The 26,417-nt window shown below is 47.4% G+C and carries 40 protein-coding genes; 36 read left to right on the forward strand and 4 right to left on the reverse strand.

What is annotated here, in order from left to right:
• Positions 1-263 precede the first annotated feature (263 nt).
• The 30 genes from D1831_RS01120 (at position 264) to rplQ (ending at position 15,550) form a co-directional block, all read left to right on the forward strand.
• Positions 264-1,085: a Cof-type HAD-IIB family hydrolase gene (locus D1831_RS01120; RefSeq protein WP_125070832.1), complete on the forward strand. Its 822-nt coding sequence runs from the start codon at positions 264-266 to the stop codon at positions 1,083-1,085.
• Between the two features lie 509 nt (positions 1,086-1,594).
• Complete coding sequence (gene rpsJ / locus D1831_RS01125) at positions 1,595-1,903, forward strand: 30S ribosomal protein S10 (RefSeq protein WP_003638059.1); 309 nt, start codon at positions 1,595-1,597, stop codon at positions 1,901-1,903.
• A 37-nt stretch (positions 1,904-1,940) separates the two neighbouring features.
• Positions 1,941-2,570, forward strand: a complete 630-nt coding sequence (gene rplC, locus D1831_RS01130) for a 50S ribosomal protein L3 (protein WP_125070834.1) — start codon at positions 1,941-1,943, stop codon at positions 2,568-2,570.
• Between the two features lie 18 nt (positions 2,571-2,588).
• Complete coding sequence (rplD, locus tag D1831_RS01135; RefSeq protein WP_125070836.1) at positions 2,589-3,212, forward strand: 50S ribosomal protein L4; 624 nt, start codon at positions 2,589-2,591, stop codon at positions 3,210-3,212.
• A complete protein-coding gene (gene rplW / locus D1831_RS01140; protein ID WP_024624526.1) occupies positions 3,212-3,505 on the forward strand; it encodes a 50S ribosomal protein L23 in 294 nt (97 codons plus the stop codon). Before rplD ends, rplW begins: the two co-directional genes overlap by 1 nt.
• Before the next feature lie 23 nt (positions 3,506-3,528).
• Positions 3,529-4,368, forward strand: a complete 840-nt coding sequence (rplB, locus tag D1831_RS01145; RefSeq protein ID WP_125070837.1) for a 50S ribosomal protein L2 — start codon at positions 3,529-3,531, stop codon at positions 4,366-4,368.
• 39 nt (positions 4,369-4,407) lie between these two features.
• Positions 4,408-4,683 (forward strand): 30S ribosomal protein S19, encoded by a 276-nt coding sequence (rpsS, locus tag D1831_RS01150; RefSeq protein WP_024624524.1) that lies wholly within the window; start codon positions 4,408-4,410, stop codon positions 4,681-4,683.
• Between the two features lie 17 nt (positions 4,684-4,700).
• A complete protein-coding gene (gene rplV / locus D1831_RS01155) occupies positions 4,701-5,048 on the forward strand; it encodes a 50S ribosomal protein L22 (RefSeq protein ID WP_057706094.1) in 348 nt (115 codons plus the stop codon).
• A gap of 12 nt (positions 5,049-5,060) precedes the next feature.
• Positions 5,061-5,717 (forward strand): 30S ribosomal protein S3, encoded by a 657-nt coding sequence (rpsC, locus tag D1831_RS01160; protein ID WP_125070839.1) that lies wholly within the window; start codon positions 5,061-5,063, stop codon positions 5,715-5,717.
• Between the two features lie 2 nt (positions 5,718-5,719).
• Positions 5,720-6,154 carry a 50S ribosomal protein L16 gene (gene rplP, locus D1831_RS01165; protein WP_125070841.1) on the forward strand — a complete coding sequence of 145 codons (435 nt, stop codon included), beginning with the start codon at positions 5,720-5,722 and terminating at the stop codon, positions 6,152-6,154.
• The gene (gene rpmC / locus D1831_RS01170; protein WP_024624521.1) at positions 6,144-6,338 is read left to right on the forward strand and encodes a 50S ribosomal protein L29; all 195 of its coding nucleotides are present in this window, start codon (positions 6,144-6,146) and stop codon (positions 6,336-6,338) included. Before rplP ends, rpmC begins: the two co-directional genes overlap by 11 nt.
• A 22-nt stretch (positions 6,339-6,360) precedes the next feature.
• A complete protein-coding gene (gene rpsQ, locus D1831_RS01175; RefSeq protein WP_125070842.1) occupies positions 6,361-6,630 on the forward strand; it encodes a 30S ribosomal protein S17 in 270 nt (89 codons plus the stop codon).
• 39 nt (positions 6,631-6,669) lie between these two features.
• On the forward strand, positions 6,670-7,038 hold the full coding sequence (gene rplN, locus D1831_RS01180) for a 50S ribosomal protein L14 (RefSeq protein WP_125070844.1): 369 nt from the start codon (positions 6,670-6,672) through the stop codon (positions 7,036-7,038).
• A gap of 33 nt (positions 7,039-7,071) precedes the next feature.
• Positions 7,072-7,386 (forward strand): 50S ribosomal protein L24, encoded by a 315-nt coding sequence (gene rplX / locus D1831_RS01185; RefSeq protein WP_125070846.1) that lies wholly within the window; start codon positions 7,072-7,074, stop codon positions 7,384-7,386.
• Positions 7,387-7,414: 28 nt separating this feature from the next.
• Positions 7,415-7,957 carry a 50S ribosomal protein L5 gene (gene rplE / locus D1831_RS01190; protein ID WP_003638072.1) on the forward strand — a complete coding sequence of 181 codons (543 nt, stop codon included), beginning with the start codon at positions 7,415-7,417 and terminating at the stop codon, positions 7,955-7,957.
• Positions 7,958-7,977: 20 nt separating this feature from the next.
• A complete protein-coding gene (locus tag D1831_RS01195; RefSeq protein WP_003638073.1) occupies positions 7,978-8,163 on the forward strand; it encodes a type Z 30S ribosomal protein S14 in 186 nt (61 codons plus the stop codon).
• A 33-nt stretch (positions 8,164-8,196) separates the two neighbouring features.
• On the forward strand, positions 8,197-8,592 hold the full coding sequence (gene rpsH, locus D1831_RS01200) for a 30S ribosomal protein S8 (RefSeq protein WP_003638074.1): 396 nt from the start codon (positions 8,197-8,199) through the stop codon (positions 8,590-8,592).
• A 29-nt stretch (positions 8,593-8,621) separates the two neighbouring features.
• A complete protein-coding gene (rplF, locus tag D1831_RS01205; protein ID WP_125070848.1) occupies positions 8,622-9,158 on the forward strand; it encodes a 50S ribosomal protein L6 in 537 nt (178 codons plus the stop codon).
• A gap of 34 nt (positions 9,159-9,192) precedes the next feature.
• Positions 9,193-9,558, forward strand: a complete 366-nt coding sequence (gene rplR / locus D1831_RS01210) for a 50S ribosomal protein L18 (RefSeq protein WP_057706088.1) — start codon at positions 9,193-9,195, stop codon at positions 9,556-9,558.
• A 20-nt stretch (positions 9,559-9,578) separates the two neighbouring features.
• Complete coding sequence (gene rpsE / locus D1831_RS01215; RefSeq protein WP_125070852.1) at positions 9,579-10,079, forward strand: 30S ribosomal protein S5; 501 nt, start codon at positions 9,579-9,581, stop codon at positions 10,077-10,079.
• A 16-nt stretch (positions 10,080-10,095) separates the two neighbouring features.
• Complete coding sequence (gene rpmD, locus D1831_RS01220; RefSeq protein ID WP_057706086.1) at positions 10,096-10,278, forward strand: 50S ribosomal protein L30; 183 nt, start codon at positions 10,096-10,098, stop codon at positions 10,276-10,278.
• Positions 10,279-10,309: 31 nt separating this feature from the next.
• On the forward strand, positions 10,310-10,741 hold the full coding sequence (gene rplO, locus D1831_RS01225; RefSeq protein WP_003638079.1) for a 50S ribosomal protein L15: 432 nt from the start codon (positions 10,310-10,312) through the stop codon (positions 10,739-10,741).
• 1 nt (position 10,742) lies between these two features.
• Positions 10,743-12,038, forward strand: coding sequence for a preprotein translocase subunit SecY (secY, locus tag D1831_RS01230; protein ID WP_125070853.1), 1,296 nt, complete (start codon positions 10,743-10,745; stop codon positions 12,036-12,038).
• A 65-nt stretch (positions 12,039-12,103) separates the two neighbouring features.
• Positions 12,104-12,754: an adenylate kinase gene (locus D1831_RS01235; protein ID WP_318531876.1), complete on the forward strand. Its 651-nt coding sequence runs from the start codon at positions 12,104-12,106 to the stop codon at positions 12,752-12,754.
• Between the two features lie 178 nt (positions 12,755-12,932).
• Entirely contained in the window at positions 12,933-13,151 is a 219-nt protein-coding gene (infA, locus tag D1831_RS01240; protein WP_003638082.1) for a translation initiation factor IF-1, read from the forward strand.
• 36 nt (positions 13,152-13,187) lie between these two features.
• The gene (gene rpmJ / locus D1831_RS01245; protein ID WP_083491579.1) at positions 13,188-13,307 is read left to right on the forward strand and encodes a 50S ribosomal protein L36; all 120 of its coding nucleotides are present in this window, start codon (positions 13,188-13,190) and stop codon (positions 13,305-13,307) included.
• A 27-nt stretch (positions 13,308-13,334) separates the two neighbouring features.
• Positions 13,335-13,700 (forward strand): 30S ribosomal protein S13, encoded by a 366-nt coding sequence (gene rpsM / locus D1831_RS01250; protein WP_125070857.1) that lies wholly within the window; start codon positions 13,335-13,337, stop codon positions 13,698-13,700.
• A gap of 24 nt (positions 13,701-13,724) precedes the next feature.
• Entirely contained in the window at positions 13,725-14,114 is a 390-nt protein-coding gene (rpsK, locus tag D1831_RS01255) for a 30S ribosomal protein S11 (protein ID WP_003638085.1), read from the forward strand.
• 86 nt (positions 14,115-14,200) lie between these two features.
• Positions 14,201-15,145 carry a DNA-directed RNA polymerase subunit alpha gene (locus D1831_RS01260; RefSeq protein WP_125070859.1) on the forward strand — a complete coding sequence of 315 codons (945 nt, stop codon included), beginning with the start codon at positions 14,201-14,203 and terminating at the stop codon, positions 15,143-15,145.
• A gap of 21 nt (positions 15,146-15,166) precedes the next feature.
• The gene (gene rplQ / locus D1831_RS01265) at positions 15,167-15,550 is read left to right on the forward strand and encodes a 50S ribosomal protein L17 (protein WP_125070861.1); all 384 of its coding nucleotides are present in this window, start codon (positions 15,167-15,169) and stop codon (positions 15,548-15,550) included.
• A 300-nt stretch (positions 15,551-15,850) separates the two neighbouring features.
• Here the strand turns inward: rplQ and D1831_RS01270 are convergent, their stop codons facing one another.
• The 4 genes from D1831_RS01270 to D1831_RS01285 all read right to left on the reverse strand — a co-directional run bounded on the left by D1831_RS01270 (position 15,851) and on the right by D1831_RS01285 (position 19,922).
• Positions 15,851-16,843, reverse strand: coding sequence for a polyprenyl synthetase family protein (locus tag D1831_RS01270; RefSeq protein WP_125070863.1), 993 nt, complete (start codon positions 16,841-16,843; stop codon positions 15,851-15,853).
• Positions 16,844-16,849: 6 nt separating this feature from the next.
• Entirely contained in the window at positions 16,850-17,419 is a 570-nt protein-coding gene (locus tag D1831_RS01275; protein ID WP_125070865.1) for a Gx transporter family protein, read from the reverse strand.
• A 5-nt stretch (positions 17,420-17,424) separates the two neighbouring features.
• Positions 17,425-17,916 (reverse strand): NusG domain II-containing protein, encoded by a 492-nt coding sequence (locus tag D1831_RS01280; RefSeq protein WP_125070867.1) that lies wholly within the window; start codon positions 17,914-17,916, stop codon positions 17,425-17,427.
• 95 nt (positions 17,917-18,011) lie between these two features.
• Positions 18,012-19,922 carry an NAD(P)/FAD-dependent oxidoreductase gene (locus tag D1831_RS01285; protein ID WP_125070869.1) on the reverse strand — a complete coding sequence of 637 codons (1,911 nt, stop codon included), beginning with the start codon at positions 19,920-19,922 and terminating at the stop codon, positions 18,012-18,014.
• Positions 19,923-20,206: 284 nt separating this feature from the next.
• Here D1831_RS01285 and pplA point away from each other — a divergent pair, with 284 nt between their 5' ends.
• The 6 genes from pplA (at position 20,207) to truA (ending at position 26,343) form a co-directional block, all read left to right on the forward strand.
• Positions 20,207-21,130 carry an extracellular electron transfer flavoprotein PplA gene (gene pplA, locus D1831_RS01290; RefSeq protein ID WP_125070871.1) on the forward strand — a complete coding sequence of 308 codons (924 nt, stop codon included), beginning with the start codon at positions 20,207-20,209 and terminating at the stop codon, positions 21,128-21,130.
• Between the two features lie 695 nt (positions 21,131-21,825).
• On the forward strand, positions 21,826-22,941 hold the full coding sequence (locus tag D1831_RS01295; protein ID WP_125070872.1) for an FAD:protein FMN transferase: 1,116 nt from the start codon (positions 21,826-21,828) through the stop codon (positions 22,939-22,941).
• Positions 22,942-22,991: 50 nt separating this feature from the next.
• Positions 22,992-23,834: an energy-coupling factor ABC transporter ATP-binding protein gene (locus tag D1831_RS01300; RefSeq protein WP_179950277.1), complete on the forward strand. Its 843-nt coding sequence runs from the start codon at positions 22,992-22,994 to the stop codon at positions 23,832-23,834.
• Entirely contained in the window at positions 23,810-24,697 is an 888-nt protein-coding gene (locus D1831_RS01305; protein ID WP_125070877.1) for an energy-coupling factor ABC transporter ATP-binding protein, read from the forward strand. The genes D1831_RS01300 and D1831_RS01305 overlap by 25 nt, the downstream gene beginning before the upstream one ends.
• A complete protein-coding gene (locus D1831_RS01310) occupies positions 24,687-25,487 on the forward strand; it encodes an energy-coupling factor transporter transmembrane component T family protein (protein WP_125070879.1) in 801 nt (266 codons plus the stop codon). Before D1831_RS01305 ends, D1831_RS01310 begins: the two co-directional genes overlap by 11 nt.
• A 58-nt stretch (positions 25,488-25,545) precedes the next feature.
• On the forward strand, positions 25,546-26,343 hold the full coding sequence (truA, locus tag D1831_RS01315) for a tRNA pseudouridine(38-40) synthase TruA (RefSeq protein WP_125070881.1): 798 nt from the start codon (positions 25,546-25,548) through the stop codon (positions 26,341-26,343).
• Positions 26,344-26,417: the final 74 nt, after the last annotated feature.

Below are 26,417 nucleotides of genomic sequence, written 5' to 3' on the forward strand. Positions count from 1 at the left end.
AAACCTTTAAGCCTCGAGCCGCGTGCTCGGGGCTTTTTTTTGCCAGAGTGTGCCAAAAGTCGGTTAGCTGGTGAGTGGAGCCGGCTGACTTTTGACACTCGTTTCAACAATAAATGTTCGGAGATGAAGAAGAGGCTGTGACTTTTGTCACCGCCTTTTTTTGCGTTCACGGACGGTCTGGGAGTGCCCGGGTATGAAAATCAAGTCATTTTTCACGGGGACTTGTGATGTGTTAAACTGATATTTTTAGAGGAGGTGCCAAGATGACCATCAAATTAGTGGCGTTTGACATGGATGGGACGTTTTTAAATGATCAAAACACGTATAATCATCAGCGTTACGGGGCGTTACTGCCTAAGCTGCGCCAACGGGGCATTCGGGTAGTCGCGGCCAGTGGTTCGCAGTACCAACGCTTACAGACTCAGTTTGGGGCTTTTCAAGACCAGATGGACTTCGTTTCGCAAAACGGCGCGGTCGTCCACAGCGATGGCCAACTTTTGCGGGTCACGGCGATGCCGGCGAGTGCGGTAAGGACCACGCTTGTGGCGATCGCACGTGCGTTTACGGCTAGTGAGGTGGCGGAACACTTGGTGGTGGGGGTTAAGTCGGCGTACGTTGATCAGTTGATCTCCGATGCCAGTTGGCAACAAACTTACCATTACTATGACCATTTACAACGGGTCCCCAATTTAGCAGGCGTCACGGCGGCCCGGTTAAACGACCAGATCACGAGCATTGGCATCACCTTTGCCGAGCAGGTGAACTTTCAACGGGCGTTAACGCGGCTCCGCCCCCAATTACCAGCGGGAGTGACCAGTCAGACGTCCGGGTACCAGACCGAACTGATCAGCGCGGCGACGGTCAATAAGGGGGCCGGGATCCGTGAACTGCAAAATAAGTACGGCATCGCCGACGATGAGTTAATGACCTTTGGTGATAACGAGAACGACCTAAGCATGCTAACGGTGACCCCCCACGCCTACGCCATGGCTAACGCCGTTGAACACGTCAAGGCGCGGGTACCGCACCAGACGACGAGTAATAACGCGGAAGGGGTCTTAGACGTGCTGAGCCGGCTAGTATGAGGCACGGTGCGAGTTGGTGACACCATACTATAGAAGTAACCCGTTAAAAGGAGCTAAGTTGATGGGCCGTAACGGGAGTACTTAAAATTTGGAAGTGCATATTGGCCAGAAAATCGAGCGTTGTGTGGTATGCTTGCTTCTGTTGGTTTTAAGACTAACGGTTGGATAATGGCGAGCCGCGAAAACGGTTTACATAAATTAATCCAGTAAAACCCTACTAATCAGTATTGATTCATGTTATATTTATTGATGCTGGTTCAAAAAAGGTAACACGGTTTACAACGATGGTTAGAAAAAAGTGCGAAAACACTTGCTATTACAAAGCTTTTCATTTATTATAGATTGTGCTTGGTATTTAGAAGGGGAGTACTGTACCCCCCAGCATCAAGTAGTCGTAGTTAGCTTTGATGTGAAAGGTTGCGACACGCCCGGCCACATTGTCATGGGACGTGGCGGTAATTTTCACGGAGCTAGTCTTATTTTCAAAATAGACGAAGGAGGTCACAACAATGGCAAAGCAAAAAATTCGTATTCGCTTAAAGGCATACGAACACCGCATTCTTGATCAGTCAGCTGACAAGATTGTCGAAACGGCAAAGAGAACTGGTGCTACTATTTCAGGTCCAATTCCTTTACCAACTGAACGGACCATTTACACCGTTCTACGTTCACCACATAAGTTTAAGGACTCACGTGAACAATTCGAAATGCGGACTCACAAGCGGTTAATCGATATCGTTAACCCAACGCCTAAGACGGTCGACTCATTAATGAAGTTAGACTTGCCTAGCGGTGTGGATATTGAAATCAAGCTTTAATTTTTAATACTAAAATCAATTAATTGGAGGTGTACTCATGACCACTAAAGGAATCTTAGGGAAAAAGGTAGGAATGACGCAAGTCTTCACTGAAAACGGGGAATTAGTCCCAGTTACAGTTGTTGAAGTTCAACCAAACGTTGTGTTGCAAGTTAAGACCGTTGAAAACGACGGTTACGATGCAATTCAATTAGGTGTTGACGACAAGCGTGAAGTCTTGACGAACAAACCTGCTCAAGGTCATGCAGCAAAAGCAAAAACGACTCCTAAGCGCTTCATTCGTGAAATTCGTAATGTTGAGCTTGGAGATTACACACAAGGTGACGAAGTCAAGGCTGACATTTTCGCAGCTGGCGACGCCGTTGACGTTACGGGTATCACCAAAGGTCATGGTTACCAAGGTAATATCCATAAGGACGGCCAAAGCCGCGGTCCTATGGCTCACGGTTCTCGTTACCACCGTCGTCCTGGTTCATTAGGTGCCATTATCAACCGGGTCTTCAAAGGTAAGAAGTTACCAGGCCGGATGGGTAATCACCAACGGACGATGCAAAACTTACAAGTTGTTCGTGCCGACGTTGAAAACAACGTATTGTTAATCAAAGGGAACGTCCCTGGCGCTAACAAATCATTTGTAACGATTAAAACATCTGTTAAGAGTAAATAAGGAAGGAGGACATAATACATGACTAGCGTAGCATTATACAAACAAGACGGTACGCAAAATGGTGACGTTACTTTAAACGACGCTGTGTTTGGTATTGAACCAAACGAAAACGTGGTATTTGACGCCATTTTGATGCAACGTGCATCTTTGCGTCAAGGAACTCACGCAGTTAAGAACCGTAGTGCTCGTCGCGGTGGTGGTCGTAAACCATGGCGTCAAAAGGGTACTGGTCGTGCGCGTCAAGGTTCTATCCGTTCGCCACAATGGCGTAAAGGTGGGATCGTCTTCGGACCAACTCCACGCTCATACAGCTACAAATTACCTAAGAAGGTTATGCGCTTAGCTTTGAAGTCTGTCCTTTCACAAAAGGTCTTAGACAACAGCTTAGTTGCCGTTGAAACTTTAGCTTTCGACGCACCAAAGACTAAGGAATTTGCTAACGTATTAAATAACCTCAACTTAGACACCAAGACTCTTGTTTTGGTTGAAGAGGACAATGAAAAGGCTGCTTTGGCAGGTCGGAACTTACCAAATGTTAAGATCCTTAAAGCCAAAGGTGTTAACGTCTTAGATGTCGCTAATAGTGACAAATTAGTCGTTACTCAAAAAGCCCTCGATCAATTAGGGGAGGCGCTCGCATAATGGAAGCACGCGATGTAATTCTACGTCCTGTAGTTACTGAAGCATCAATGGCTGACTTGGACGACAAGCGCTACACATTTGATGTCAACGTACAGGCGACAAAAACACAAGTTAAAAAAGCCATCGAAGAAATCTTCGATGTTAAGGTCGTTAAAGTTAACGTGATGAACGTTAAAGGGAAATTTAAGCGTCAAGGTCGTTACGCCGGCTACACTAAGAAGCGTCGTAAGGCTATTGTTACCTTAAGTTCTGATTCTAACGAAATTAAGTTGTTCAACGACGATCAACAATAAATCTAATTTAGGAGGTAACTCTAGTGGGTATTAAGAAGTATAAACCAACCACTAACGGCCGTCGTAACATGACTGGTTCTGATTTCGCCGAAATTACTAAGACTAAACCAGAAAAGTCATTATTAGACTCACAAAGTCATACTGCCGGTCGTAACAGTTATGGTCACATTACTGTTCGTCACCGTGGTGGCGGTCACAAGCAACAATACCGTTTGGTTGACTTTAAGCGGATCAAGGATGAACTTCCTGCAACCGTTAAAGCAATCGAATATGATCCTAACCGGACAGCAAACATCGCTTTATTAGTTTACGCTGACGGTGTGAAATCATACATTTTAGCACCAAAAGGTTTGGAAGTTGGTATGACGGTTCAATCAGGTGCCGAAGCCGACATCAAGGTTGGTAACGCCTTACCATTAAACAACATTCCAGTTGGTACTGTTATTCACAACATCGAATTGAAGCCGGGTAAGGGTGGCCAATTAGCTCGCTCTGCTGGTGCTTCAGCTCAATTACTTGGTAAGGAAGGCAAGTACGCCATTGTTCGTTTGTCTTCTGGTGAAGTTCGCTTAGTTCTGTTAACTAGCCGTGCTACGATTGGTACTGTTGGTAACGAACAACACGAATTGATCAACTCAGGTAAAGCCGGTCGTACGCGTTGGCAAGGTAAACGTCCAACGGTTCGTGGTTCTGTAATGAACCCTAACGATCACCCTCATGGTGGTGGTGAAGGTAAAGCACCAATCGGTCATCCATCTCCAATGTCTCCATGGGGTAAGAAGACGCTTGGTAAGAAGACTCGTAACACTAAGGCTCGTTCAAACAAGCTGATTGTTCGTGGTCGTCGCCCAGGCAAACACTAATATTTGAAATTACTGTAGTTCTCGAGAGGAGGTCACACGATGGGTCGTAGTTTAAAGAAGGGACCTTTCGCAGATGCACATCTTTTAAAGAAGATCGATGCGCAATCTGATTCTGACAAGAAATCTGTCATCAAGACGTGGTCACGTCGTTCAACAATTTTCCCAAGTTTTATTGGGTACACTATCGCTGTATATGATGGGCGTAAGCATGTCCCAGTTTATATCCAAGACGATATGGTAGGTCACAAGTTAGGCGAATTCGTTCCAACTCGTACTTTCCATGGTCACGGTACAGACGATAAGACAACTAAGTAGTTAGGAGGATATATAGAATGGCTGAACAAGTAACATCTGCACGTGCAACTGCAAAAACTGTTCGTATCGCCGCTCGTAAGGTCCGCCTAGTTGTCGATCTTATCAGAGGTAAAAGCGTTGCCGAAGCCTTAGCAACTTTGAAGTTCACTCCACGGGGTGCTTCTCCAGTAGTTGAAAAGGTATTATTATCAGCAGTTGCTAACGCTGAAAACAACTTTGACTTAGATCGTGAAGATTTGGTCGTAAGCGAAGCTTTTGTTAACGAAGGACCAACCTTAAAACGGTTCCGTCCACGGGCAAAGGGTTCTGCTTCCCCAATCAACAAGCGGACTAGCCACATTACGATCACAGTTACTGAAAAATAGGAGGGATAACGCGTGGGTCAAAAAGTAAATCCAACCGGATTACGTGTAGGGATCATTCGTGATTGGGACGCAAAATGGTATGCTGAAAAAGATTTTGCTGCCTACTTGAACGAAGATTTACGCATCCGTAAGTATATCGAACAACGACTTGCCGACGCTTCCGTCTCCACCGTTGAAATCGAACGCGCCGCAAATCGCGTCAACATTTCAATCCACACCGCAAAACCAGGGATGGTTATCGGTAAGGGTGGTTCTGAAGTTGAAGCACTTCGTAAAGAATTAAACAATTTAACTGGTAAGCGAGTACACATCAACATCATCGAAATCAAGAAGCCTGATTTAGATGCTAAATTAGTTGGTGAAAGTATTGCGCGTCAATTGGAAGGCCGGGTTGCTTTCCGTCGTGCAATGCGTGGTGCTATGCAACGTACTATGCGTTCAGGTGCCAAGGGTATTAAGACCCAAGTTGCCGGCCGTTTAAACGGTGCCGACATGTCTCGTGTTGAAGCTTACTCTGATGGAACGGTTCCGTTGCATACTTTGCGTGCGGACATCGACTACTCATGGGTTGAAGCTCGTACCACTTACGGTAAGTTAGGTGTTAAGACCTGGATCTACCGTGGCGAAATCTTGCCAGAAAAGAAATCTGCAGCTAAAGGAGGGAAATAAACATGCTGGTACCTAAACGGGTTAAGTACCGTCGTGTTCACCGTGGTAAGATGCGCGGTGAAGCTAAAGGCGGTAAAACAGTTGCTTTTGGTGAATACGGGTTACAAACACTCGAATCACACTGGATCAGTAACCGGCAGATTGAAGCTGCCCGTGTTGCTATGAACCGTTACATGAAGCGTGGCGGTAAGGTATGGATTAAGATTTTCCCTCACAAGTCCTACACTGAAAAAGGTGTTGGTGTGCGGATGGGTAATGGGAAAGGTACTCCTGCAGGTTGGGTTGCCCCAGTAAAGCGTAACAAGGTTATGTTTGAAGTCGGTGGCGTTTCCGAAGAAGTTGCTCGCGAAGCTTTACGCTTAGCCGGCACCAAGTTACCTGTTAAAACTAAGATTGTTAAGCGTGAGGAAGTAGGTGGCGAATCAGATGAAGGCTAAGGAAATTAAAGCATTGTCCACTGCTGAAATGCTCGAAAAAGAAAAGTCTTACAAAGACGAACTTTTCAACTTGCGTTTTCAATTGGCCACTGGTCAGCTTGAAAACACCGCTCGTTTAAAACAAGTTCGTAAGAACATTGCGCGTATCAAAACTGCGTTGCGTGAACAAGAGTTAAACAAGTAGAGTATAAAGGAGGCAATCACGAATGAGTGAAGATACTCGTAACAGCCGTAAGGTAATCCAAGGACGCGTTGTTTCTGATAAGATGGATAAGACCATCGTTGTCGTTCAAGAAACTTACAAGAACCATCCGGTATACGGCAAACGTGTTCGTTATTCAAAGAAATTCAAGGCTCATGATGAAAAGAATGAAGCCAAAATTGGCGATATCGTCAAGATCATGGAAACTCGTCCTCTTTCAGCTACTAAGCGTTTCCGCTTACTTGAAGTTGTTCAAAAAGCTGTTATTATCTAGATTAGCTGAATAAAATTACATGAAGGGAGGACACTTACTGTGATCCAACAAGAAAGTCGTTTAAAAGTTGCTGACAACTCCGGTGCCCGTGAAATCCTTACTATTAAGGTATTAGGTGGCTCTGGTCGGAAAACTGCTAACATTGGTGACATTATCGTTGCTACGGTCAAACAAGCAACACCCGGTGGTGTTGTCAAAGCTCACGATGTCGTTAAAGCCGTAATCGTTCGGACTAAGTCTGGCGTTCACCGTGCTGACGGTTCATACATCAAGTTTGACGAAAATGCTGCAGTTATTATCAAAGATGACAAGACTCCGCAAGGGACTCGTATCTTTGGCCCTGTCGCTCGTGAATTACGTGATAAGGACTTCATGCGTATCGTTTCATTAGCGCCAGAAGTTCTGTAGTCACACACCGTAAATAAGGAGGTGCGCAACCTAATGTTGATTAAAACTGGTGATAAAGTTCGTGTAATCAGCGGTAAGGATCGTGGTCAAGAAGGTACTGTTAAAAAGGTACTCGTTGCCAAGAACCGTGTCGTTGTTGAAGGTGTTAACAAGATCAAGAAACACCAAAAACCAACGAACGTTAACCCACAAGGCGGGATCGTAGATATCGAAGCACCAATTGATATTTCGAACGTTATGTTCCTTGACCCATCGACCAACGAACCTACGCGTTTAGGTGTTCGTCGCGAAGATGATGGCAAGCGTGTCCGTTTTGCTAAAAAGTCTGGTAAGGACTTAGAAAACTAAAACTGACTGAAAGGAGGAAGCAAGTTTCATGGAAAACCGTTTAAAAGCTCAATATGAAAAAGAAATCGTTCCAGCATTAGTTGACAAGTTCAATTACACTTCAGTAATGCAAGTTCCTAAGCTGGCAAAGATCGTTTTGAACATGGGTGTTGGTGATGCAGTTACCAACGCTAAAAACTTAGACGAAGCAGTCGAAGAATTGACTTTGATCTCCGGTCAAAAACCATTGGTTACCCGGGCAAAGAAATCTATCGCCGGTTTCCGTCTTCGTGAAGGTATGGCAATTGGTGCCAAAGTTGACTTACGTGGTGAACGTATGTATGACTTCTTGGACAAGTTGATCAACGTTTCATTACCACGTGTTCGTGACTTCCATGGTGTAAGTACTCGTTCATTTGATGGTCGCGGTAACTACACGTTGGGTGTCCGTGAACAATTGATCTTCCCAGAAATCAACTATGACAATGTTAACCGTGTTCGCGGTTTGGACATTGTAATCGTCACGACGGCTGATAGTGATGAAGAATCACGTGAGCTGTTAACTCAATTTGGCATGCCATTTGCCAAATAACCGAAGGGGGTTAATCGAAGTTGGCTAAAAAATCACAAATTGCTAAACAAAAGCGTGGCGCCAAGTTTAACGTACAAAACTACACGCGCTGCGAACGTTGTGGTCGTCCACATTCAGTTTACCGTAAATTCCACTTGTGCCGTATCTGCTTACGCGACCTGGCCCACAAAGGTCAAATCCCTGGCATGAAAAAGGCCAGCTGGTAAAAACGAACCCAAGTTAAAGGAGGTTAAACTTTCATGATGACTGATCCAATCGCAGATTTCTTGACTCGTATCCGTAACGCTAACATGGTACGTCACGATTCATTAGAAGTTCCTGCATCAAAAATCAAACGCAACATTGCTGAAATTTTAAAGAATGAAGGTTTTGTTCGCGACGTTGAATACATCGATGATGACAAACAGGGCATCATCCGTGTCTTCTTGAAGTATGGTAAGGACAATGAACGGGTTATTTCTGGTTTGAAGCGTATTTCAAAGCCAGGTTTACGTTCATACGTCAAAGCTGATGCTGTTCCTAAGGTTTTAAACGGTTTAGGGATTGCTATCATCTCAACTTCAGAAGGCGTAATTACTGATAAAGAAGCTCGCGCTAAGAAGCTTGGCGGCGAAGTTTTAGCTTACGTTTGGTAATATCTAAATAAGACGGGAGGTGCAACTAAGTGAGTCGTATTGGTTATAAAGTAATTGAATTACCCGCTGGGGTAGAAGTTTCACAAGCTGGCGAAGTCGTTACGGTTAAGGGACCTAAGGGAACGTTAACGCGGAACATCGACAGCAAGATTACGATGTCAGTTGAAGGCAACGAAGTTAAATTCACGCGCCCAACTGATGATTACAAAATGAAGGCATTACACGGTACTACCCGTGCCAATGTCAACAACATGGTTGAAGGGGTTACTAAAGGCTTTACTAAGAACCTTCAATTGGTCGGTGTTGGTTACCGTGCCCAATTGCAAGGCAAGAAGTTAGTATTAAGCGTTGGTTACTCCCACCCAGTTGAATTCGCAACGCCCGAAGGCTTAACGGTCGAAGTTCCTGACAACACGCACATCAATATCTCTGGTATTGGTAAGCAAGCTGTTGGTGACTTTGCTGCCGAAGTTCGGGCGATTCGTTCGCCTGAACCTTACAAAGGTAAAGGGATTCGTTACGTCGATGAATATGTTCGTCGTAAGGAAGGTAAAACTGGTAAATAATGCAGCTTAAAGCTGTCCATACTAATATATAGAGGTGACTATTGTGATTTCAAAACCAGATAAAAACAAAACACGTCAACGTCGTCACGCACGTGTTCGCGGTAAGATTTCTGGTACTGCTGAGCGCCCACGCTTAAATGTTTATCGTTCAAACAAAAACATCTACGCTCAAGTTATTGATGATGTAGAGGGTGTAACGCTCGCAAGTGCCTCAACTTTAGATAGCGAAGTTAAGGGTAACAACAAAACCGAAAAGGCTGCGTCCGTCGGTGAAGTTGTTGCTAAACGAGCTGCTGAAAAGAAGATCTCAGACGTAGTCTTTGATCGTGGCGGTTACTTATATCACGGTCGGGTTCAAGCCTTGGCTGAAGCCGCTCGTGAAAACGGACTTAAATTCTAACAAAGGAGGAATAATACCATATGACTTTCATTGATCCATCAAAATTAGATCTTGACGATAACGTTGTTGCCATTAACCGGATTACCAAAGTTGTTAAAGGTGGTCGTCGCCTACGTTTTGCTGCGTTAGTAATCGTTGGGGACCACAAAGGACACGTTGGTTTCGGTACTGGTAAGGCTCAAGAAGTTCCAGAAGCAATTCGGAAAGCTTCCGAAGCTGCTAAAAAGAACTTGATCACTGTACCAATGGTTGGTACCACCATTCCTCATGAAACTATCGGTGTTTACGGCGGTGGCCGCATTTTGCTTAAGCCTGCCGTTGAAGGTTCTGGGGTTGCCGCTGGTGGCGCCGTTCGTGCCGTCATGGAATTAGCCGGTGTGGATGATGTTACTAGTAAGCGACTTGGCTCAAACACGCCCGTTAACGTTGTTCGTGCAACGTTCGAAGGCTTAAAGAGCTTAAAGACTGCTGAACAAATTGCCGCTTTACGTGGTGTTTCAGCCGAACACTTAGCTGAATAATAGGAGGACAAACAACATGGCTCAATTAAAGATCACTTTAGTTCGCAGCGCAGCTCACCGTCTTCCTAAGCAACGTAAAATTGTTAAGGAATTAGGTTTGGGCCGGGTTAACAGCTCAGTTATCAAACCTGATGACGCGGCAACTCGCGGACAAATCTTTCACATCGCTCACTTGATCGATGTTGAAATCGTTAAGTAATTAAAATTTTCAAAGAGGAGGTGCCTACTAAATGAAGTTACATGAATTAACACCTAGTGAAGGTTCACGTTTTTCACGTCGTCGCATTGGTCGTGGTGACTCAAGTGGCCAAGGTAAGACTTCTGGTCGTGGCCAAAAGGGTCAAAAGGCGCGTGGTAAGGTTCGTGTAGGTTTCGAAGGTGGCCAAATGCCATTGTACCGTCGGATTCCTAAACGTGGATTTACTAACATCAACCGTAAAGAATATGCGGTTGTTAACCTTGACGGCTTAAACCGTTTTGATGATGGTGCCGAAGTAACACCAGAATCATTAAAGGAAGCCGGCTTAGTTAAAAAGAGTTCTGCTGTTAAAGTTCTCGGTAATGGTAAACTCAACAAAAAATTAACAGTTAAGGCAAGCAAGTTCTCCGCAACCGCTGTTGCGGCAATTGAAGCTGCTGGCGGTAAAACTGAGGTGATCTAATTTGCTGACTACCATGAAGAACGCTCTCAAAGTAAAGGATATTCGGAATAAACTTCTGTTCACGTTGGGCGTTTTGATTGTATTTCGTCTTGGCTCTTATATCACAGTTCCCGGGGTTAACGCCCAGGCGCTCCAATCGGTTGCGTCGTCGGGGCTGATAAGTATGTTGAATACATTCAGTGGTGGCGGTTTAACAAATTATTCCATCCTTGCTATGGGGGTATCCCCCTACATTACTGCACAAATCATTGTCCAACTGTTACAAATGGATATCGTTCCGAAGTTTGTTGAATGGGGCAAACAGGGTGAAGTTGGTCGGCGCAAGCTTAATCAAGCGACCCGCTGGCTGACCATCGCCCTAGCGTTCATTCAATCGATTGGGATCACTGCCGGGTTTAACTCCCTCAGTCAACTTAAATTAGTTGATAATCCAAGCATTAGCACCTACCTGACGATTGGGATCATCCTAACCGGTGGGGCGATGTTAACGACTTGGATGGGGGACATGATCACCGACCGCGGGATCGGTAATGGGGTTTCCATTATCATCTTCGCCGGGATCATTGCCCGCATGCCTACGTCGATTTATCAAATTTACCAAGAACAATTCGTTAACGTAGCCAAGGATCAATGGTGGCAAAGTGGGTTGTTTGTCGTTGGGTTGTTATTAATTGTTTTGATCATCGTCATGTTTGTGACCTGGGTCGAACAAGCAAATGACCGAATTCCAATTCAATACACGCGTCGTGCAGCTGGTGCGCCTGACAGTAGTTACCTACCACTGAAGGTGAACGTTGCCGGGGTTATTCCCGTTATTTTCGCGAGTTCCTTCATTGCAACACCCCAAACGATTTTACTAGGTTTCCAAGCGAGTCATGGTGACGAAACTTGGTACCAAGTCATGAGTAACATCTTTAATATGCAGTCGACGACCGGTGCGATCCTATATACCGTTCTGATCGTGCTCTTCACGTTCTTCTACGCGTTTGTTCAGGTCAACCCTGAAAAACTCTCCAAGAACTTGCAAAAGCAAGGCAGCTATATTCCTGGTGTTTGGCCGGGTAAGGATACTCAGGACTGGGTTTCAAAATTGTTGATGCGGTTAAGTACGGTTGGTTCCCTTTACCTTGGGTTGATTTCCTTGATTCCATTATTAGCTTCTGATATTTGGGGCTTGGATGAATCCATTGGTTTAGGTGGGACGAGCTTACTGATCGTTGTCGGGGTTGCCCTTGAAACTATTCGTCAAATTAAAGGATTAATGATGAAACGCGATTACGTCGGTTTTATCCGTTAATCAAGCGAATGTGTTGGGGAAACTCAGCACATTTGTACTTTTAGGAGGAAAAAAGCATGGGAACAATGAACCTGATTTTAATGGGACTACCAGGTGCCGGTAAGGGTACTCAAGCTCAGAAGATCCTCGAAGATTTTGATATTCCGCATATTTCGACGGGGGATATCTTCCGAGCCGCTATTAAGAACGAAACTAAGATGGGCCTTGAAGCCAAAAAGTATATCGACCAGGGTAACTTGGTTCCGGACGAAGTCACTAACGGCATCGTTCGTGACCGTTTAGCCGAAGCGGATACGAAAAATGGTTTCTTGCTTGACGGTTATCCACGTAACATTGATCAAGCCCACGCTTTGAAACAAATCGGGAAAGACCTCAACAAGCCGTTGGACGGCGTGATCAACATTCACGTTGAACCAGCCGTGTTAGTTGAACGGCTTTCCGGTCGTTTCATTTGCCGGACTTGTGGCACGACTTACCACAAGATTTACAACAAGCCTAAAGTTGAAGGCACTTGTGACGTTTGTGGTGGGCACGACTTCTATCAACGTGAAGATGACAAGCCCGCAACCGTTAAGAACCGGTTAGACGTGAACGTTAAGTTGAACACGCCGTTAATTGATTTTTACGGTCAAGAAAACTTATTACACAATGTTGACGGTGACCGTGACATTGATGATGTTTACAAGGACATTAAAAAAATTCTTGATAACCTTTAAAACCAGGGTTCCTAAAGGGCGGCGTTTGCTTTTCAAATGCCGTTGTGATAAACTTATTCAGGTTTAGCCGTTGACTGATTTAATATTTTCTTAATGTTATGATTAGCTAATGACTGGTTCGAAAAGCGAACCAAATACGTGGCAGCACGAAACCATATAATAAGGGAGGGACACATACTTGGCAAAGGAAGACGTCATTGAAATTCAAGGAACCATCAAAGAAACATTGCCGAACGCAATGTTTAAGGTTGAACTTGAAAACGGCGCTGAAATCTTGGCACACGTTTCTGGTAAAATCCGGATGCACTACATTCGAATCTTACCTGGTGACAAGGTTACGGTCGAAATGTCACCTTATGATTTAACTAAGGGCCGGATTACCTACCGTTTCAAGTAGGACCGACGCTTCGTACCTTATAGGAGGTAAAAATTCATGAAAGTAAGACCATCTGTAAAGCCGATGTGCGAACACTGCAAAGTTATTCGCCGTAAAGGCCGCGTAATGGTTATTTGCTCTGCTAACCCAAAGCATAAGCAACGCCAAGGTAAATAATTCAAATAATTCGGAGGTGAAATATTAATGGCTCGTATTGAAGGGATTGACTTACCACGTGACAAGCGTATTGTCATTGGTTTGACTTATATCTACGGTATCGGTAACACTTCTGCACAGAAGATCCTTGCTGAAGCCGGTGTTTCAGAAGACGTTCGTGTACGCGACTTAACTCCTGACCAGGAAGATAAGATCCGTACCGTCGTTGACGGTTACAAAACTGAAGGTGACTTACGTCGTGAAGTCAGCTTAAACATCAAGTTATTGCAAGAAATCGGTTCATACCGTGGGATGCGCCATCGTCGTGGCTTACCTGTTCGTGGTCAACACACCAAGAACAACGCCCGTACTCGTAAGGGTAAAAAGGTCAGCATCGCTGGACGTAAAAAATAATTATAAGGGAGGTTTTCGAATTTTATGGCAACTAGAAAGACAACCCGTCGTCGTCGGGTAAAAAAGAACATTGAATCCGGTGTGGCTCACATCCATTCAACGTTCAACAACACGCTTGTTATGATCACTGATATGCAAGGGAACGCCGTTGCGTGGTCATCAGCTGGTTCATTAGGTTTCAAGGGTTCTCGTAAGTCAACGCCTTTTGCTGCTCAAATGGCCGCAGAAGCCGCTGCCAAGGCCTCAATGGAACATGGCATGAAGACTGTTGAAGTCGCTGTTAAGGGCCCTGGTTCGGGTCGTGAAGCCGCTATCCGTGCTTTACAAGCCACTGGTTTGGAAGTTAGCGCCATTCGCGATGTTACGCCAGTTCCTCATAATGGTTCTCGTCCTCCAAAGCGCCGTCGTGTTTAATCTGTGACGTTCATTTTGAGGGCAAACTTCATTTTGTGCGCACAACTACTAAACACCACGCGTTTTGAAAGGGGTAAAAGATAAGAATGATTGAATTTGAAAAACCTAACATTCATAAAATTGATGAAAACGACAACTATGGTAAGTTTGTTGTAGAACCACTCGAACGTGGTTATGGTACAACTTTAGGGAATTCACTTCGTCGGATTCTTCTTTCTTCTTTACCTGGCGCTGCTGTTACTAGTATTCAAATTGACGGGGTTCTCCACGAATTCTCAACGGTGGAAGGCGTAACCGAAGACGTTACGGCAATCATCTTGAATGTGAAGAAGATCGCGCTTAAGTTGAATTCAGATGAAACCAAGACGTTGGAAATCGACGTTAAGGGACCAGCGAACGTGACTGCCGGTGATATCATTGGCGACGCGGACGTTGAAGTCTTAAATCCAGACTTAGCAATTTGTACTGTAGCGGACGGTGCACACTTCCATATGCGTATGACCGCTAATACTGGTCGTGGTTATGTTTCCGCTGAGGATAACAAACATCGTGAAGATGATATGCCAATTGGCGTTTTAGCTGTTGATTCATTATATTCCCCAATCGAACGTGTCAACTACCAAGTTGAAAACACGCGGGTTGGCCAACGTGATGATTTCGATAAGTTAACCTTAGACGTTTGGACAAATGGTTCAATCACTCCAAGTGAAGCCATTAGTCTATCAGCCAAAATCCTGACTGATCACCTTTCAATCTTCGTAAATCTCACTGATGAAGCTAAAAACACTGACGTGATGGTTGAGAAGGAAGAAACGCATAAGGAAAAAATGTTAGAAATGACGATCGAAGAATTAGACCTCTCCGTCCGTTCATACAATTGCTTGAAGCGTGCTGGTATTAACACGGTCCAAGAATTAACTAACAAAACTGAAGCTGATATGATGAAGGTTCGCAACCTTGGACGCAAGTCACTCGAAGAAGTTAAAGCAAAATTAGCTGACCTCGGGTTATCATTACGCAAAGAAGACTAATACAAGGGAGGATATCCGTTCATGAGTTACCGTAAATTACAACGTACAAGTTCACAACGTCGTGCCTTACTCCGTGATTTAACGACTTCATTGATCGTTAACGGTAAGATCGAAACGACTGAAGCACGTGCTAAGGAAGTTCGTTCAACTGCCGACAAGATGATCACTTTGGCAAAGAAGGGTGATTTAAGCGCCCGTCGTCAAGCTGCTACCTTTATGCGTGACGTCGTTGCCGATGTTAAGGAAGATGGCGACAACGTGGCTGTACAAACCGCTTTGCAAAAGCTATTTAGTGACTTAGGTCCTCAATACGCTGACCGCAATGGTGGGTACACACGAATTTACAAGACTATGCCTCGTCGTGGCGACGGTGCACAAATGGTTGTCTTGCAACTCGTTGACTAGTTAAATTGTTTTACGGATCACTGGGATTGATGATTGACGGACGCTATGATGATGGGCAGCCCCACGGGGTTCCAAGTCTAGTTCGGAAGTTGTTTATGGTTAACATAGATGGCATATCGCAGTCTTAAGTGATTTTTTTTGGCGCCAGCCAAAAGCAAACCGTTCGGTGGTTACTTCGATCAAGAAGGCCAGCGAACGGTTTTTTGGTGTTGGCGTGGTGGACTAACGTTAAGTTGTCTATTAAGCGAGTAAAAAAGGACGGCCTGCTTTAACGCAAACCGTCCTTTTTGTGTGTAACTGTTAGTTATGCCGAGTCAGTAATTGAGTGGTGAGTTGGATCAACGCATCCTTGGCCGGCTGGTTTGGTAACTTATTTAATAGTCGCAGCGCGTCGTGGGTGTACTTCTCGGCGAGCTGTTGGGCCCGCTGGACACCGCCCGCGGCAATTACGATGGCTTGCAGTTCACGGCGTTGTTCGTCCGTAATGGCCCCTTGGAGGCGCATCAGGGGCAGCAGGTCGCGGCGGGCCGTCGTTTGTAAGGCGAAGATCAGTGGGGAGGTGTAGACGCCCTCAGCGACGTCTTCGAGGACCGGCTTTCCCGTTTCTTGACTAGCTTCCTGGTAATCAAGGATGTCGTCCAAGATTTGGAAAGCCATCCCGATGGCCATGCCGGCTTTACGGGCCCGTTGCGCGAAGAGCGTGCTTTCACCGGATTCGAACGCGCCCAAGAAACAGCTCAGCGCGAATAGTTCGGCCGTTTTCCCCTGGATCTGTTCTTTATATTCGTCCATGGTAATGTCGATGCGGTAATGGCGGTCCTTTTGCTGGACCTCACCAACTAGAATCTTTTCCATGTTTTCGGAGTTTAGTTGGATACTCTTAAAACTGCTGGAGTACTTGGCTAAAATCTTAAAGACGACGACGAACAGGTAGTCGCCGGCGTACACCGCAACGTCTTTACCGAAGCGGGCCTGAATGGTCTCCTGGTGCCGGCGCAGTTCCGAGTCGTCAATGATGTCGTCGTGGATCAGCGTTGCCGTGTGCAGGGTCTCTAAGGACGCGGCTAAGGCGATCATCCGGTCACGGTCGGTCTCTTTAAACTGGGAAAATAGTAGGCAGTAGGCGGGACGCAGGAGCTTACCACCGCTGTGAATCATGTCAACGATGGCGTCGGAAACGGCGCTATCCTGAATATTAATGTTATCGGTCATGAGTTGCATGACTTTGCTTAGTTCCGGCTGCATCGCCGGATAATCACGCCAGATGGGGTGTAATTGCGTTGCCGATTGCATAAATTGTTACTCCTTTTTTTCGCTTGGGTGTTTTTCGTGGTTAAACCGTAAGTAGCTAAGAATCGTCACGTGCGTAAACAGGTAGTTGGCGGCGATTCCGAGGGCGATGCCGGCTGCGAGGCCGATGATCGACATGGCCGGCAAATATAACATCACCGTCCACGTCTGGGCGATCAGACTCGCCACTAGTAATTGCCCAACGTTGTGCATCACGCCCCCCGTCGCAGAAATGCCAATGATGCTCACCCGTTTCGGCCCGAGTAGTTTGACGAGCAGCATCGAAAACAGGCTGAGAAAAGCACCACCAAAGCTGTACAGGAACGTGGACATGGTTCCCCCCAGTAGGGCGGTCAGAATCAGGCGCAACCAGGTCAGCGTGATGACGTCACGGAACGACAACGTAAAAATGGCAACGATGGTGATTAAGTTGGCCAACCCCAATTTGGCCCCCGGTGCAAACGCAAACGGGAAGGGAATCATCCGCTCTAAGATCCCGATGATCACCCCTTGAGCAACCAGGAGGGCAATGTAAATATTGCGATGGGTCTTGTTTGATTGTCCAAATGAATTATTCAATAGTTTTACTCCGTAACTAGCCCGTTACCGCCGGACTTGACGTGTCCGCTATCCGACTTGATCTCGATCAAAACCTTATGCGGCAAACACACGATGGTCTGTCCGGGTTTCGTGATCCAGCCGCGACGGATGCAAACTTGGTCACTACAGTTGGCCTTCGTAATGGCCACTTTGTGGGGCTTAAAGGTCACCGTATTGTAGTCACCGTCCTTAGCGCGGTACGTGTAGTGGGTGGTTTTACTCAGGGTGGTCAGGTTGACCCGTTTGAGCACCGTCCCGTTATGGGAAACGACGGCGGTGTAATCCGTCCGGCGTTTTTGGGCGCGCTGTTTGGCAACCTGCTCGGCCCGCTGGGCTTGTTGTTTTTGCTGGTATGAAAAAATAACTATCGGGGTAAACGATAAAATAATCAAGGCAATAATAATAATAATATCAAAAGGCCGAATCATACCGCCGTAACGTTTGAGCACGTCAACGGTTGCCCGTAACTTCTTCATCGTTAGCCCTCCTTTTTTCGTGGCATAAAAAATGGTTCAAGGGGAAAAAGCCACCCTCGAACCATCGGGAAACTATTCAATTAATTATAACGCATCTAGCGGGTTTTGACAGCATCGTAATGTGAACGAACGTTGCCGTACCACCAGTGCCCGAGGTGCTTTTGCATCCACGGAACGACCCAGTAGTCCAAACCAAATGTCCGGCCGGAACCGTTCATTAAGGCGAGGGCCACGAAGACCATCCAGATGTTGACCCAGTAGAACATCCCTGACAAGCAGAAGACGACGACTAAGCCGATCGTGATGGCGTTCGCTAACCAGCTGAACAAACCAAAGAAGATGCAAAGGGCGATAACGATTTCCACGCAGGTCATGAACTTCTGGAAGAAGAGCGCCATCTGCATGTTTGGTACGAAGACCTTAGTAACGGATTCGAACCAGTGTGGCATCTTGTCAAAGACCATCAACGGTTCCTTACCATACATGTAAGATAAACTGAAGACACCTTTGGCAGCCTTCGTGGTTGCGGAAGCGGCTTCGGAAGCACCGCTGGTTGCGGCCGCCTTAGTTGCTTGACTAGCACCACTCGTAGCGGCAGCTTGTAACCAACTAAACGGTAAGCGCAACTTGTCGGTGAACCAGGATTCAGAACCCTGAACCTTCGTCCAGCAGTCCCACAGCCACATCGCACCGTAGAAGAACCGGAGTGGGACACTCCACAAAACGTTACCGGCACGTGAAATCCAGCCACGCCCGAGGTTCCGACCGTTGCGGGTCCGGAAGAATTCGTGCATGAAGTACTGGAAGAGGTAGTAGCCGGAGAAAATCTGGCAGTAGTACAACCAGTTGATCGCGTGCTTCAAGAGAACGGCGATGAAACCGGAAACGTTCCAGTGGTCCATAACTTGGGCAACGGCGTACTTAGACCCAATTGAGTCCACGGAAGCTTGGTAAGCACCCTTGAACGGTTTGATTTCTTTGCTGCCGCCGTCCACGTTCTTGATAATTCCTTCAACCGCTTTAGCAGCCGTTTCTTCGGCCCCTTGAACGATTTGAGGAACTGGCCGTGGTTGGTCGGGTTCTTGGTAGCTGGTCGAGTCACCGGCTAATAAGACGTTCTTGGTGTCCTTAGCTTGCATGAACTCGTTGGCAATTAAACGACCCCCACGCGGGTTGGTTTCAATCCCGAAGTTCTTAACCACGCTGTTAGCCCGCACACCGGCGGTCCAAATTAACGTATAGGTCGGAATTGGATCCTTGCCCTTTAAGTTAACGTGGTCTTCGAAGACTTCGGTGATCATGGAGTTGGTCATAATATCAACGCCATGTTTAGTCATGTACTTTTCAGCTTTACCGGCTTGCGTCCGGTTGAGCATGTTGATGATGGTTGGTGCCGCTTCAACTAATTGAAGGGTGATCTCGCTCGGGTCCAACTTGTTTTCCTTCGCTAAGACGTCCCGGTATTCAATTAATTCACCGACTAATTCGGAACCAGTAAAACCGGACCCGCAGACGGTCAGCGTTAACATTGCTTTCCGTTTAGCCGGATCAAGTTCGGCCGCACCGCGCCGGATGATGGCCGCTAAGTGAGCCCGTAAGGCCATGGCCTGTTCAAATGACCACAGTTCAAAACCGTGTTCCTTAACACCGGGAGTTCCGAAGTCGTTGGATTCCCCACCTAAACTAATGAGGAGTTGATCATATTGATAACTTCCATTTTGAGTGGTAACAACTTGTTTCTCCTTATCAACGCCGGTTACCGTGTCGGTAACTAGGCGAACATTCTTCCGCCGTGCGAACAACCGTTGCAAATCGTATTGGATATGCCCTGGTTCCACCCGTTCAGTGGCTACTTCATGTAGTTCGGTCATGTACGTGAAGTATGAATGCCGATCGATAAGCGTGATCTCAACGTCCGGGTTCTTCTTAAAATGCTTGGACAGTTTCTTGGTCGCGTAGACACCGGCAAACCCCGCACCGACAACGACAATGTTTTTCTTTGCCATTGCGTAACAACTCCCTTGAATAATAATGTAAAATAATAATTCCACTAACAATTATAACGATAATGTAAGCGGTTGTCTATGGATTATTGAACAGAATGCATAATATATCACATTGCCGATGGCCCGAATGAAGTGGTAACCGGAGTAGATTAGGTGAACCGCTCTCATTTGCGCTGTTATCAGCATAAAATACTATTATTTTGTTAAAATATGATTGACTAATTTAATTTTAAACGTTAAGATAAATGTGAATTTTCATACAAAAAGGTTAGGAGTGGGATATTATGAAGTTTAAATCAGTTTCTGCAGTTGCGTCAGTCGTTGCAATTTCAGCATTAGCCTTAGCAGGTTGTGGGAGCAGTTCGTCAAGTTCTAGCTCATCATCATCAAAGAAGAGTTCATCATCGAGCTCAGCTAAGACCACCAAGGTTGCTAAGTTAACCGCCGGCAGCAAAATGAAAGCGGGTACTTACAAACTCGAAGAAGAAAACTACTCATACGGTTACCGTACTAAGATGAGCATCACCGTTAACAGCAAGGGCAAAATCACTAAGTCCAGTTATGATCAAGTGAATAAAAAGGGTAAGTCCAAAGTTGACGATACGTCGTACAACAAACAAATGAAGAAGGGCTCCGGGACTAACCCGAAGGCTTACATTCCTAAGTTGAACAAGGCTTTGACGACCAGCGCTGCAACTGGTAACGTAGGTTCAATTGACGTTGTTACGGGTGCAACGGAATCTTCCAAGACTTTCCAAAACTACACGCAACAATTAGTTCAAGCCGCACAAGCTGGCGATACTGCTACCATCAAGATCAACAACGGCAAGAAGATGAAGGACGGGACTTACAAGTTAGCTGAAAAGAACTACTCACACGGCTACCGGGTAACGTTTGCCATCACCGTTAAGAATGGTAAGATTACGAAGTCAGACTATGACAACGTAAACAAGAAGGGCAAGTCCAAGGTTGACGACGCTGCTTACAACAAGCAAATGAAGAAAATCGCCAAGACTAATCCAAAGGCTTACCAACCAGCTTTGAACAAGTCATTGGTTAAGAGCAGTGACCCAACTAAGGTTGACGTTGTTACGGGTGCAACTGAATCATCCAACACCTTCGTTTTGTATGCTGAACAATTACAAAACGCGGCACAAAAGGGTGACACTAAGACCATCTCCGTTGACAACATGATCTTCGCTGAATAAGAAATTAAGCATTATTAAAGTAGGAGCCTGAGGCGAAAGCTGAGGGCTCTTTATTTTTAGAGTGTAGTAAAAGGCGGGAGCTTCCGAGCATTGCCTAGCTATTGGTGGAATGGCGGGTTTTGCCATTTTGCCGATAGCGTAGCAAGCGGAAGAGGCTGCCTTTCACTACACGTTTCGGCACCCAAGGTAGGGCGGGCCTGGCCATTGTTGGTTAACCGTAGCTAAGCGGAAGAAGTTGCCCCCACGAGCACGTTTCGGCACCCAAGGAATGGCGGGTTTTGCCATTTTGCCGATAGCGTAGCAAGCGGAAGAAGCTGCCTTTCACTACACGTTTCGGCACTCTAGGTAAGGCGGGCTTTGCCACGATTGCGTTAGCGTAGCAAGCGGAGGAGGCTGCTCCCCACACACGTTTCGGCACCCAAGGTAGGGCGGGCCTTGCCATTGTTGGTTAATCGTAGCTAAGCGGAAGAAGTTGTCCCCATGAGCCCGGTTTGCGGGGAGGGTGGACAGCGAATAGTATGTATAGTTACGTCTATCACATAGTAGTGCAAAGTTCACGGTGAATTTACAAAATAAATTGTGAACAATGTGTTGGTTCGCACATTGTTTCTGAAAGGGTTTTAAATTCGGTATCACTGGGTTATAGAAACTTTGGTATAATTACGATTGAAATTATATGTAGGGGAAGTAAAGACATGAAACTGAGAAAATTGGTTCAGTTAGGTTTAGCAGTGGCCATGGTAGTGCCACTGACCGCTTGTGGGACGAGTACGAGTTCTAAGGGGGCCGCTAGCAGTAGCCGGCCCAAACCCACGAAGGTAGTTCAGACCCCGTCTGAAGATACCCAGTTTATGATGGGGACCGTGGTTACACTGCGGGTTTATAACAAGGGTAAGGATAACGTGATCGACGGGGCCTTTAAGCTGCTTAAAAAAGAAGCTAAGGAAGTCACCGTTAATCAGAAGGGGTCGGAAATCGATAAGATCAACGCGGCCGCCGGTAAACATCCGGTCACCGTTAGCAAGGACCTTTACCCGATGCTCAAGGCGGCTTACTACTATAGTAAGAATTCCGACGAGTCGTTTGACATGGCAATTGGGCCCATTACCCAGTTATGGCACATCGGGTTCTCCGACGCGAAGGTCCCGACTCAAAAGGAAATTGACACCAACGTTAAACTGGTCGACTACACCAAGGTCAAATTGAACGACCAGAAACGCACGGTCTACTTGGAAAAGAAGGGCATGCAACTGGACTTAGGCGGAATCGCCAAGGGTTACATGGCCGATCAAGTGAAGACTTATTTCTTGAATCACGGCGTTTCGACCGCCATTATTGACTTAGGTGGTAACATTTACGTCTTGGGTGACAGTCCAAAGGGCACCAAGTCTGGTAACTGGACGGTTGGTATCCAAGATCCGAAGGCTTCCCGGGGAACGGCGATCGGCTCGGTTCCCGAAAAGAACATGTCGATCGTGACGTCCGGGATCTACGAACGTTATTTGAAGAAGAACGGTAAGGTCTATAGTCATTTGATGGACCCTAAGACCGGGGCACCGTACCAAAACAACTTGATGGGCGTTTCAATCATCTCGAAGAAGTCCACGGACGGTGACGCCTTGTCAACGGCAACCTTTGATAAGGGGCTGAAGGACGGGATGAAGTACATTAATGGCAAGGCCGATGAAGGTATCGGGGCCATTTTCATCACCAAGGACAAAAAGGTCTACGTTTCAAATAACTTAAAGAAAAAGTTTACGTTGTTTGGTGACAACGGCTATAAATACGGACCGACTAGTGATTTGAAATAGTTAGGTATGTTATGATTAGAACCAGCAATTTATGGAAATGAGGGACGATGGTGAGTCCGATTATTGACGTTGAACATTTGAATTACCGCTACCCGCAACAGCCAGCGGACGAATTAACGCTGCGCGACGTTTCGTTTTCGATTGCGGCGGGCGAATGGGTCGCCATTGTCGGGCACAACGGTTCGGGTAAGTCGACGCTGGCGAAAAACATCAACGGGTTGTTGGCCCCGGCTTCGGGGACGATTACCGTGGACGGCCAGGTGCTGGCGGAAGACACGGTCTGGGACATTCGGCGCAAAATCGGGATGGTTTTTCAAAACCCCGATAACCAGTTTGTCGGTGCGACCGTGGCTGACGACGTGGCGTTTGGCTTGGAAAACCAGGGCGTTTCCCGCGAGGAGATGCTAACGCGGGTCCCGGCGGCGTTAAAGCAGGTCAACATGCAGGACTTCGCGACCCGTGAACCGGCCCGCTTATCCGGTGGTCAAAAACAACGGGTGGCGTTGGCTGGGATGATTGCGGCCCGCCCGCAGATCCTAATTTTGGACGAAGCGACTTCGATGCTGGACCCGCGTGGCCGCGAAGAAGTCTTGGCCACGATTCGCCAGATGAAAGCCGCTTCGGATCTGACGGTGCTGTCGATCACCCATGACATTGACGAGGCTGCCAGTGCGAACCGGATCCTGGTGGTCAACGACGGACAATTAAAAGAAGAGGGCACCCCGGCGGAGATTTTTAAACACGGGGAAGACCTGATCAAAATGGGACTGGACATGCCCTACGCCGAACGTTTAAAGGCGGCGCTAAAACGGCAAAACGTCCAGGTTCCCGCAACTTACTTAACGGAGAAAGGGATGGCGGACTGGTTATGGCAATTACGTTCAAACAAGTAGATTTTACTTACCAACCGGGCACCCCCTTTGAAACTAAGGCGTTAACCGACATTAACCTAACGATTCCGGACGGTTCCTACACCGCGTTGATTGGGCACACCGGGAGTGGGAAGTCCACCCTGTTGCAACACTTAAACGCGTTATTAAAACCAACCAGCGGGACCGTCACGATTGGTGAACGGGTGATTACGCCGGAAACCAGTAATAAGGATTTAAAAAAACTGCGCCAACACGTGGGCATCGTTTTTCAGTTTCCGGAAAGTCAGCTGTTTGAGGAGACCGTCGCTAAGGACATCGCCTTTGGCCCGCAAAATTTTGGGGTCAGTGAAGCCGACGCGCTTAAAACGGCTGCCGAAATGTTAGACTTGGTCGGTTTGGACCAGTCGTTACTGGACCGCTCGCCGTTTGACCTCTCCGGGGGCCAGATGCGGCGGGTCGCGATTGCCGGCGTGTTAGCTATGCAGCCGCGGGTACTGGTTTTAGACGAACCCACGGCCGGGCTTGATCCGCAGGGCCGGCTGGACATGATGGAAATGTTCGCCAAGCTGCGGCGTGAACGGGATTTGACGGTTGTTTTGGTCACCCACCAAATGGACGACGTTGCCAACTACGCCGACCACGTGATCGTGATGGATCAGGGGCGGGTCGTCAAGACCGGCGCTCCGCGGGAGATTTTTAAGGACCCGCAGTGGCTGGTGGCCCACCAACTGGGCCTACCGAAAACGACGGCCTTTGCCCAGCAGCTGATCGACCGCGGCTGGCAGTTTGACCGGATGCCGCTGACTGAAGACGAACTAGCGGCCGACTTGATTGCACAGTTGCCGGCCACGGCGTTTGGGGGTGCACCGACCGATGATGAATAAGCTGATTTTTGGTCGCTACATTCCGGGCGATTCCGTGATCCACCACATGGATCCGCGGGCTAAATTATTACTGAGCTTTTATTTTATTGGAATTATTTTTATCGCGAATAACTGGCTGACGTACCTGCTATTGTTTGCCTTTACCTTTTTGGCAATTACGCTGTCGGGTGTCAAGTGGTCGTTTTTCATTAACGGGGTCAAGCCGTTGATTTGGTTGATCTTGTTCACGGTGGTCTTACAGATCTTGTTTAGTGCCAGTGGCGGCCACGTTTACTGGCACTGGGGCATTATCACGATCAGCCAACTGGGCCTGATCAACGGGGCGTACATCTTCTGTCGCTTCGTCTTGATCATCTTTATGTCCACGCTGCTGACGCTGACGACGCCCCCGTTGGAACTGTCCGACGCCATCGAATACATTCTGATGCCGCTCAAAGCCGTGCACTTTCCGGTGTACGAAGTGGCGTTAATGTTATCGATTGCGCTGCGGTTCGTGCCAACGTTGATGGACGAAACCGAAAAGATCATGAACGCGCAACGGGCCCGCGGGGTCGACTTTGGGGAAGGCAACATCTTCCAACAAATGCGTGCCGTGGTGCCGTTACTGATTCCCCTGTTTGTCAGCTCGTTTAACCGGGCTGAGGACCTGGCGACCGCGATGGAAGCCCGGGGTTATCAGGGCGGTGAAGGTCGGAGCAAGTTTCGGATTTTGAAGTGGCACGCCCGCGATTCGTGGGCGACCGTCAGTTTTGCCGTGTTAACGGCGGCGCTGATTTTCTTAAGAGCGTAGTTAATCAAGTTGGTACGGCCAGTTGGGCGCACCAACTTTTTCAATCATGGAGGGTATTGTGACAACCAGGTATAAAGTAGTTTTGGCGTATGACGGCACCAACTTTGCCGGCTTTCAGCGCCAACCGCACCAGCGGACCGTTGAACAGGTTTTTAGTAAGGCCGTCAATAAAATGGCTAAGGATCCGGCTGAACCGATCATGATTTACGGTGCCGGGCGCACCGACGCCGGGGTACACGCCTTTGGGCAAACGATTCACTTTGATTTGCCGTACGCGATCAACGCCGAGGGAGTGCGCCGGGGGCTCAACAGCCTGTTGCCGACCGACGTGCTGGTCAAGTCGGCCGCCATCGTCGCCGACGATTTTCACGCGCGGTACGACACGGTCGGCAAGCGTTACTGGTACCGGGCGTACCAAAACGAGTTCGTCGACCCGTTTAAGCGCCACTACACCGGCCACTTCAAGTTCCAAGCGGACATTGACCGGATTCAGCGGGCGTTGCCCGACCTAGTCGGCAAACACGACTTTTCAAGTTTTGTGGCGTCCGGTTCGCAGGCCCACGACCACGTGCGGGAAATTTATTCCGCGACTGCCTGGGCGCTTCCGGGTGAAGGCGAGATTCAGTTTGAATTTTGCGGGAGTGGTTTTTTGTACAACCAGGTACGCATCATGGTGGCCGTGCTGATGGAAATTGGTCAGGGCCGGCGGGCGGTTGACTGCATTCCGGCGTTGTTAGCGGCGCAAGACCGTGAACAAGCACGGGGGACCGCCCCGGCGTCCGGCCTTTACATGAAAAAGGTGTACTACGACGCGGCCGAATTACGGGCGGACCTGGCTAACGATCCCCACCAATAATTAGTGTGGGGGGCGACAGGACGCTGAAAATGTGGTAGACTGTTCACTCGTGTTCGATTGCCAGTTTTGGTGGC

Source organism: Lactiplantibacillus garii (genome assembly GCF_003885105.1).
GTDB classification, from domain to species: domain Bacteria; phylum Bacillota; class Bacilli; order Lactobacillales; family Lactobacillaceae; genus Lactiplantibacillus; species Lactiplantibacillus garii.

Excerpts from the sequence above, each read along its gene's own strand:
- rpmJ (WP_083491579.1), top strand. The coding sequence starts at position 13,188 with ATGAAAGTAAGACCATCTGTAAAGCCGATGTGCGAACACTGCAAAGTT.
- rplW (WP_024624526.1), top strand. The coding sequence starts at position 3,212 with ATGGAAGCACGCGATGTAATTCTACGTCCTGTAGTTACTGAAGCATCA.
- rpsK (WP_003638085.1), top strand. The coding sequence starts at position 13,725 with ATGGCAACTAGAAAGACAACCCGTCGTCGTCGGGTAAAAAAGAACATT.
- D1831_RS01285 (WP_125070869.1), bottom strand. The coding sequence starts at position 19,922 with ATGGCAAAGAAAAACATTGTCGTTGTCGGTGCGGGGTTTGCCGGTGTC.
- rplO (WP_003638079.1), top strand. The coding sequence starts at position 10,310 with ATGAAGTTACATGAATTAACACCTAGTGAAGGTTCACGTTTTTCACGT.
- pplA (WP_125070871.1), top strand. The coding sequence starts at position 20,207 with ATGAAGTTTAAATCAGTTTCTGCAGTTGCGTCAGTCGTTGCAATTTCA.
- D1831_RS01295 (WP_125070872.1), top strand. The coding sequence starts at position 21,826 with ATGAAACTGAGAAAATTGGTTCAGTTAGGTTTAGCAGTGGCCATGGTA.
- rpmD (WP_057706086.1), top strand. The coding sequence starts at position 10,096 with ATGGCTCAATTAAAGATCACTTTAGTTCGCAGCGCAGCTCACCGTCTT.
- rpsH (WP_003638074.1), top strand. The coding sequence starts at position 8,197 with ATGATGACTGATCCAATCGCAGATTTCTTGACTCGTATCCGTAACGCT.
- D1831_RS01260 (WP_125070859.1), top strand. The coding sequence starts at position 14,201 with ATGATTGAATTTGAAAAACCTAACATTCATAAAATTGATGAAAACGAC.
- rpmC (WP_024624521.1), top strand. The coding sequence starts at position 6,144 with ATGAAGGCTAAGGAAATTAAAGCATTGTCCACTGCTGAAATGCTCGAA.
- D1831_RS01235 (WP_318531876.1), top strand. The coding sequence starts at position 12,104 with ATGAACCTGATTTTAATGGGACTACCAGGTGCCGGTAAGGGTACTCAA.
- rplV (WP_057706094.1), top strand. The coding sequence starts at position 4,701 with ATGGCTGAACAAGTAACATCTGCACGTGCAACTGCAAAAACTGTTCGT.
- rpsM (WP_125070857.1), top strand. The coding sequence starts at position 13,335 with ATGGCTCGTATTGAAGGGATTGACTTACCACGTGACAAGCGTATTGTC.
- D1831_RS01280 (WP_125070867.1), bottom strand. The coding sequence starts at position 17,916 with ATGAAGAAGTTACGGGCAACCGTTGACGTGCTCAAACGTTACGGCGGT.
- rplQ (WP_125070861.1), top strand. The coding sequence starts at position 15,167 with ATGAGTTACCGTAAATTACAACGTACAAGTTCACAACGTCGTGCCTTA.
- D1831_RS01310 (WP_125070879.1), top strand. The coding sequence starts at position 24,687 with ATGATGAATAAGCTGATTTTTGGTCGCTACATTCCGGGCGATTCCGTG.
- rplD (WP_125070836.1), top strand. The coding sequence starts at position 2,589 with ATGACTAGCGTAGCATTATACAAACAAGACGGTACGCAAAATGGTGAC.
- rplP (WP_125070841.1), top strand. The coding sequence starts at position 5,720 with ATGCTGGTACCTAAACGGGTTAAGTACCGTCGTGTTCACCGTGGTAAG.
- rplC (WP_125070834.1), top strand. The coding sequence starts at position 1,941 with ATGACCACTAAAGGAATCTTAGGGAAAAAGGTAGGAATGACGCAAGTC.
- D1831_RS01270 (WP_125070863.1), bottom strand. The coding sequence starts at position 16,843 with ATGCAATCGGCAACGCAATTACACCCCATCTGGCGTGATTATCCGGCG.
- D1831_RS01305 (WP_125070877.1), top strand. The coding sequence starts at position 23,810 with ATGGCAATTACGTTCAAACAAGTAGATTTTACTTACCAACCGGGCACC.
- rplX (WP_125070846.1), top strand. The coding sequence starts at position 7,072 with ATGTTGATTAAAACTGGTGATAAAGTTCGTGTAATCAGCGGTAAGGAT.
- rplE (WP_003638072.1), top strand. The coding sequence starts at position 7,415 with ATGGAAAACCGTTTAAAAGCTCAATATGAAAAAGAAATCGTTCCAGCA.
- rpsQ (WP_125070842.1), top strand. The coding sequence starts at position 6,361 with ATGAGTGAAGATACTCGTAACAGCCGTAAGGTAATCCAAGGACGCGTT.
- D1831_RS01120 (WP_125070832.1), top strand. The coding sequence starts at position 264 with ATGACCATCAAATTAGTGGCGTTTGACATGGATGGGACGTTTTTAAAT.
- rpsS (WP_024624524.1), top strand. The coding sequence starts at position 4,408 with ATGGGTCGTAGTTTAAAGAAGGGACCTTTCGCAGATGCACATCTTTTA.
- rpsJ (WP_003638059.1), top strand. The coding sequence starts at position 1,595 with ATGGCAAAGCAAAAAATTCGTATTCGCTTAAAGGCATACGAACACCGC.
- rpsE (WP_125070852.1), top strand. The coding sequence starts at position 9,579 with ATGACTTTCATTGATCCATCAAAATTAGATCTTGACGATAACGTTGTT.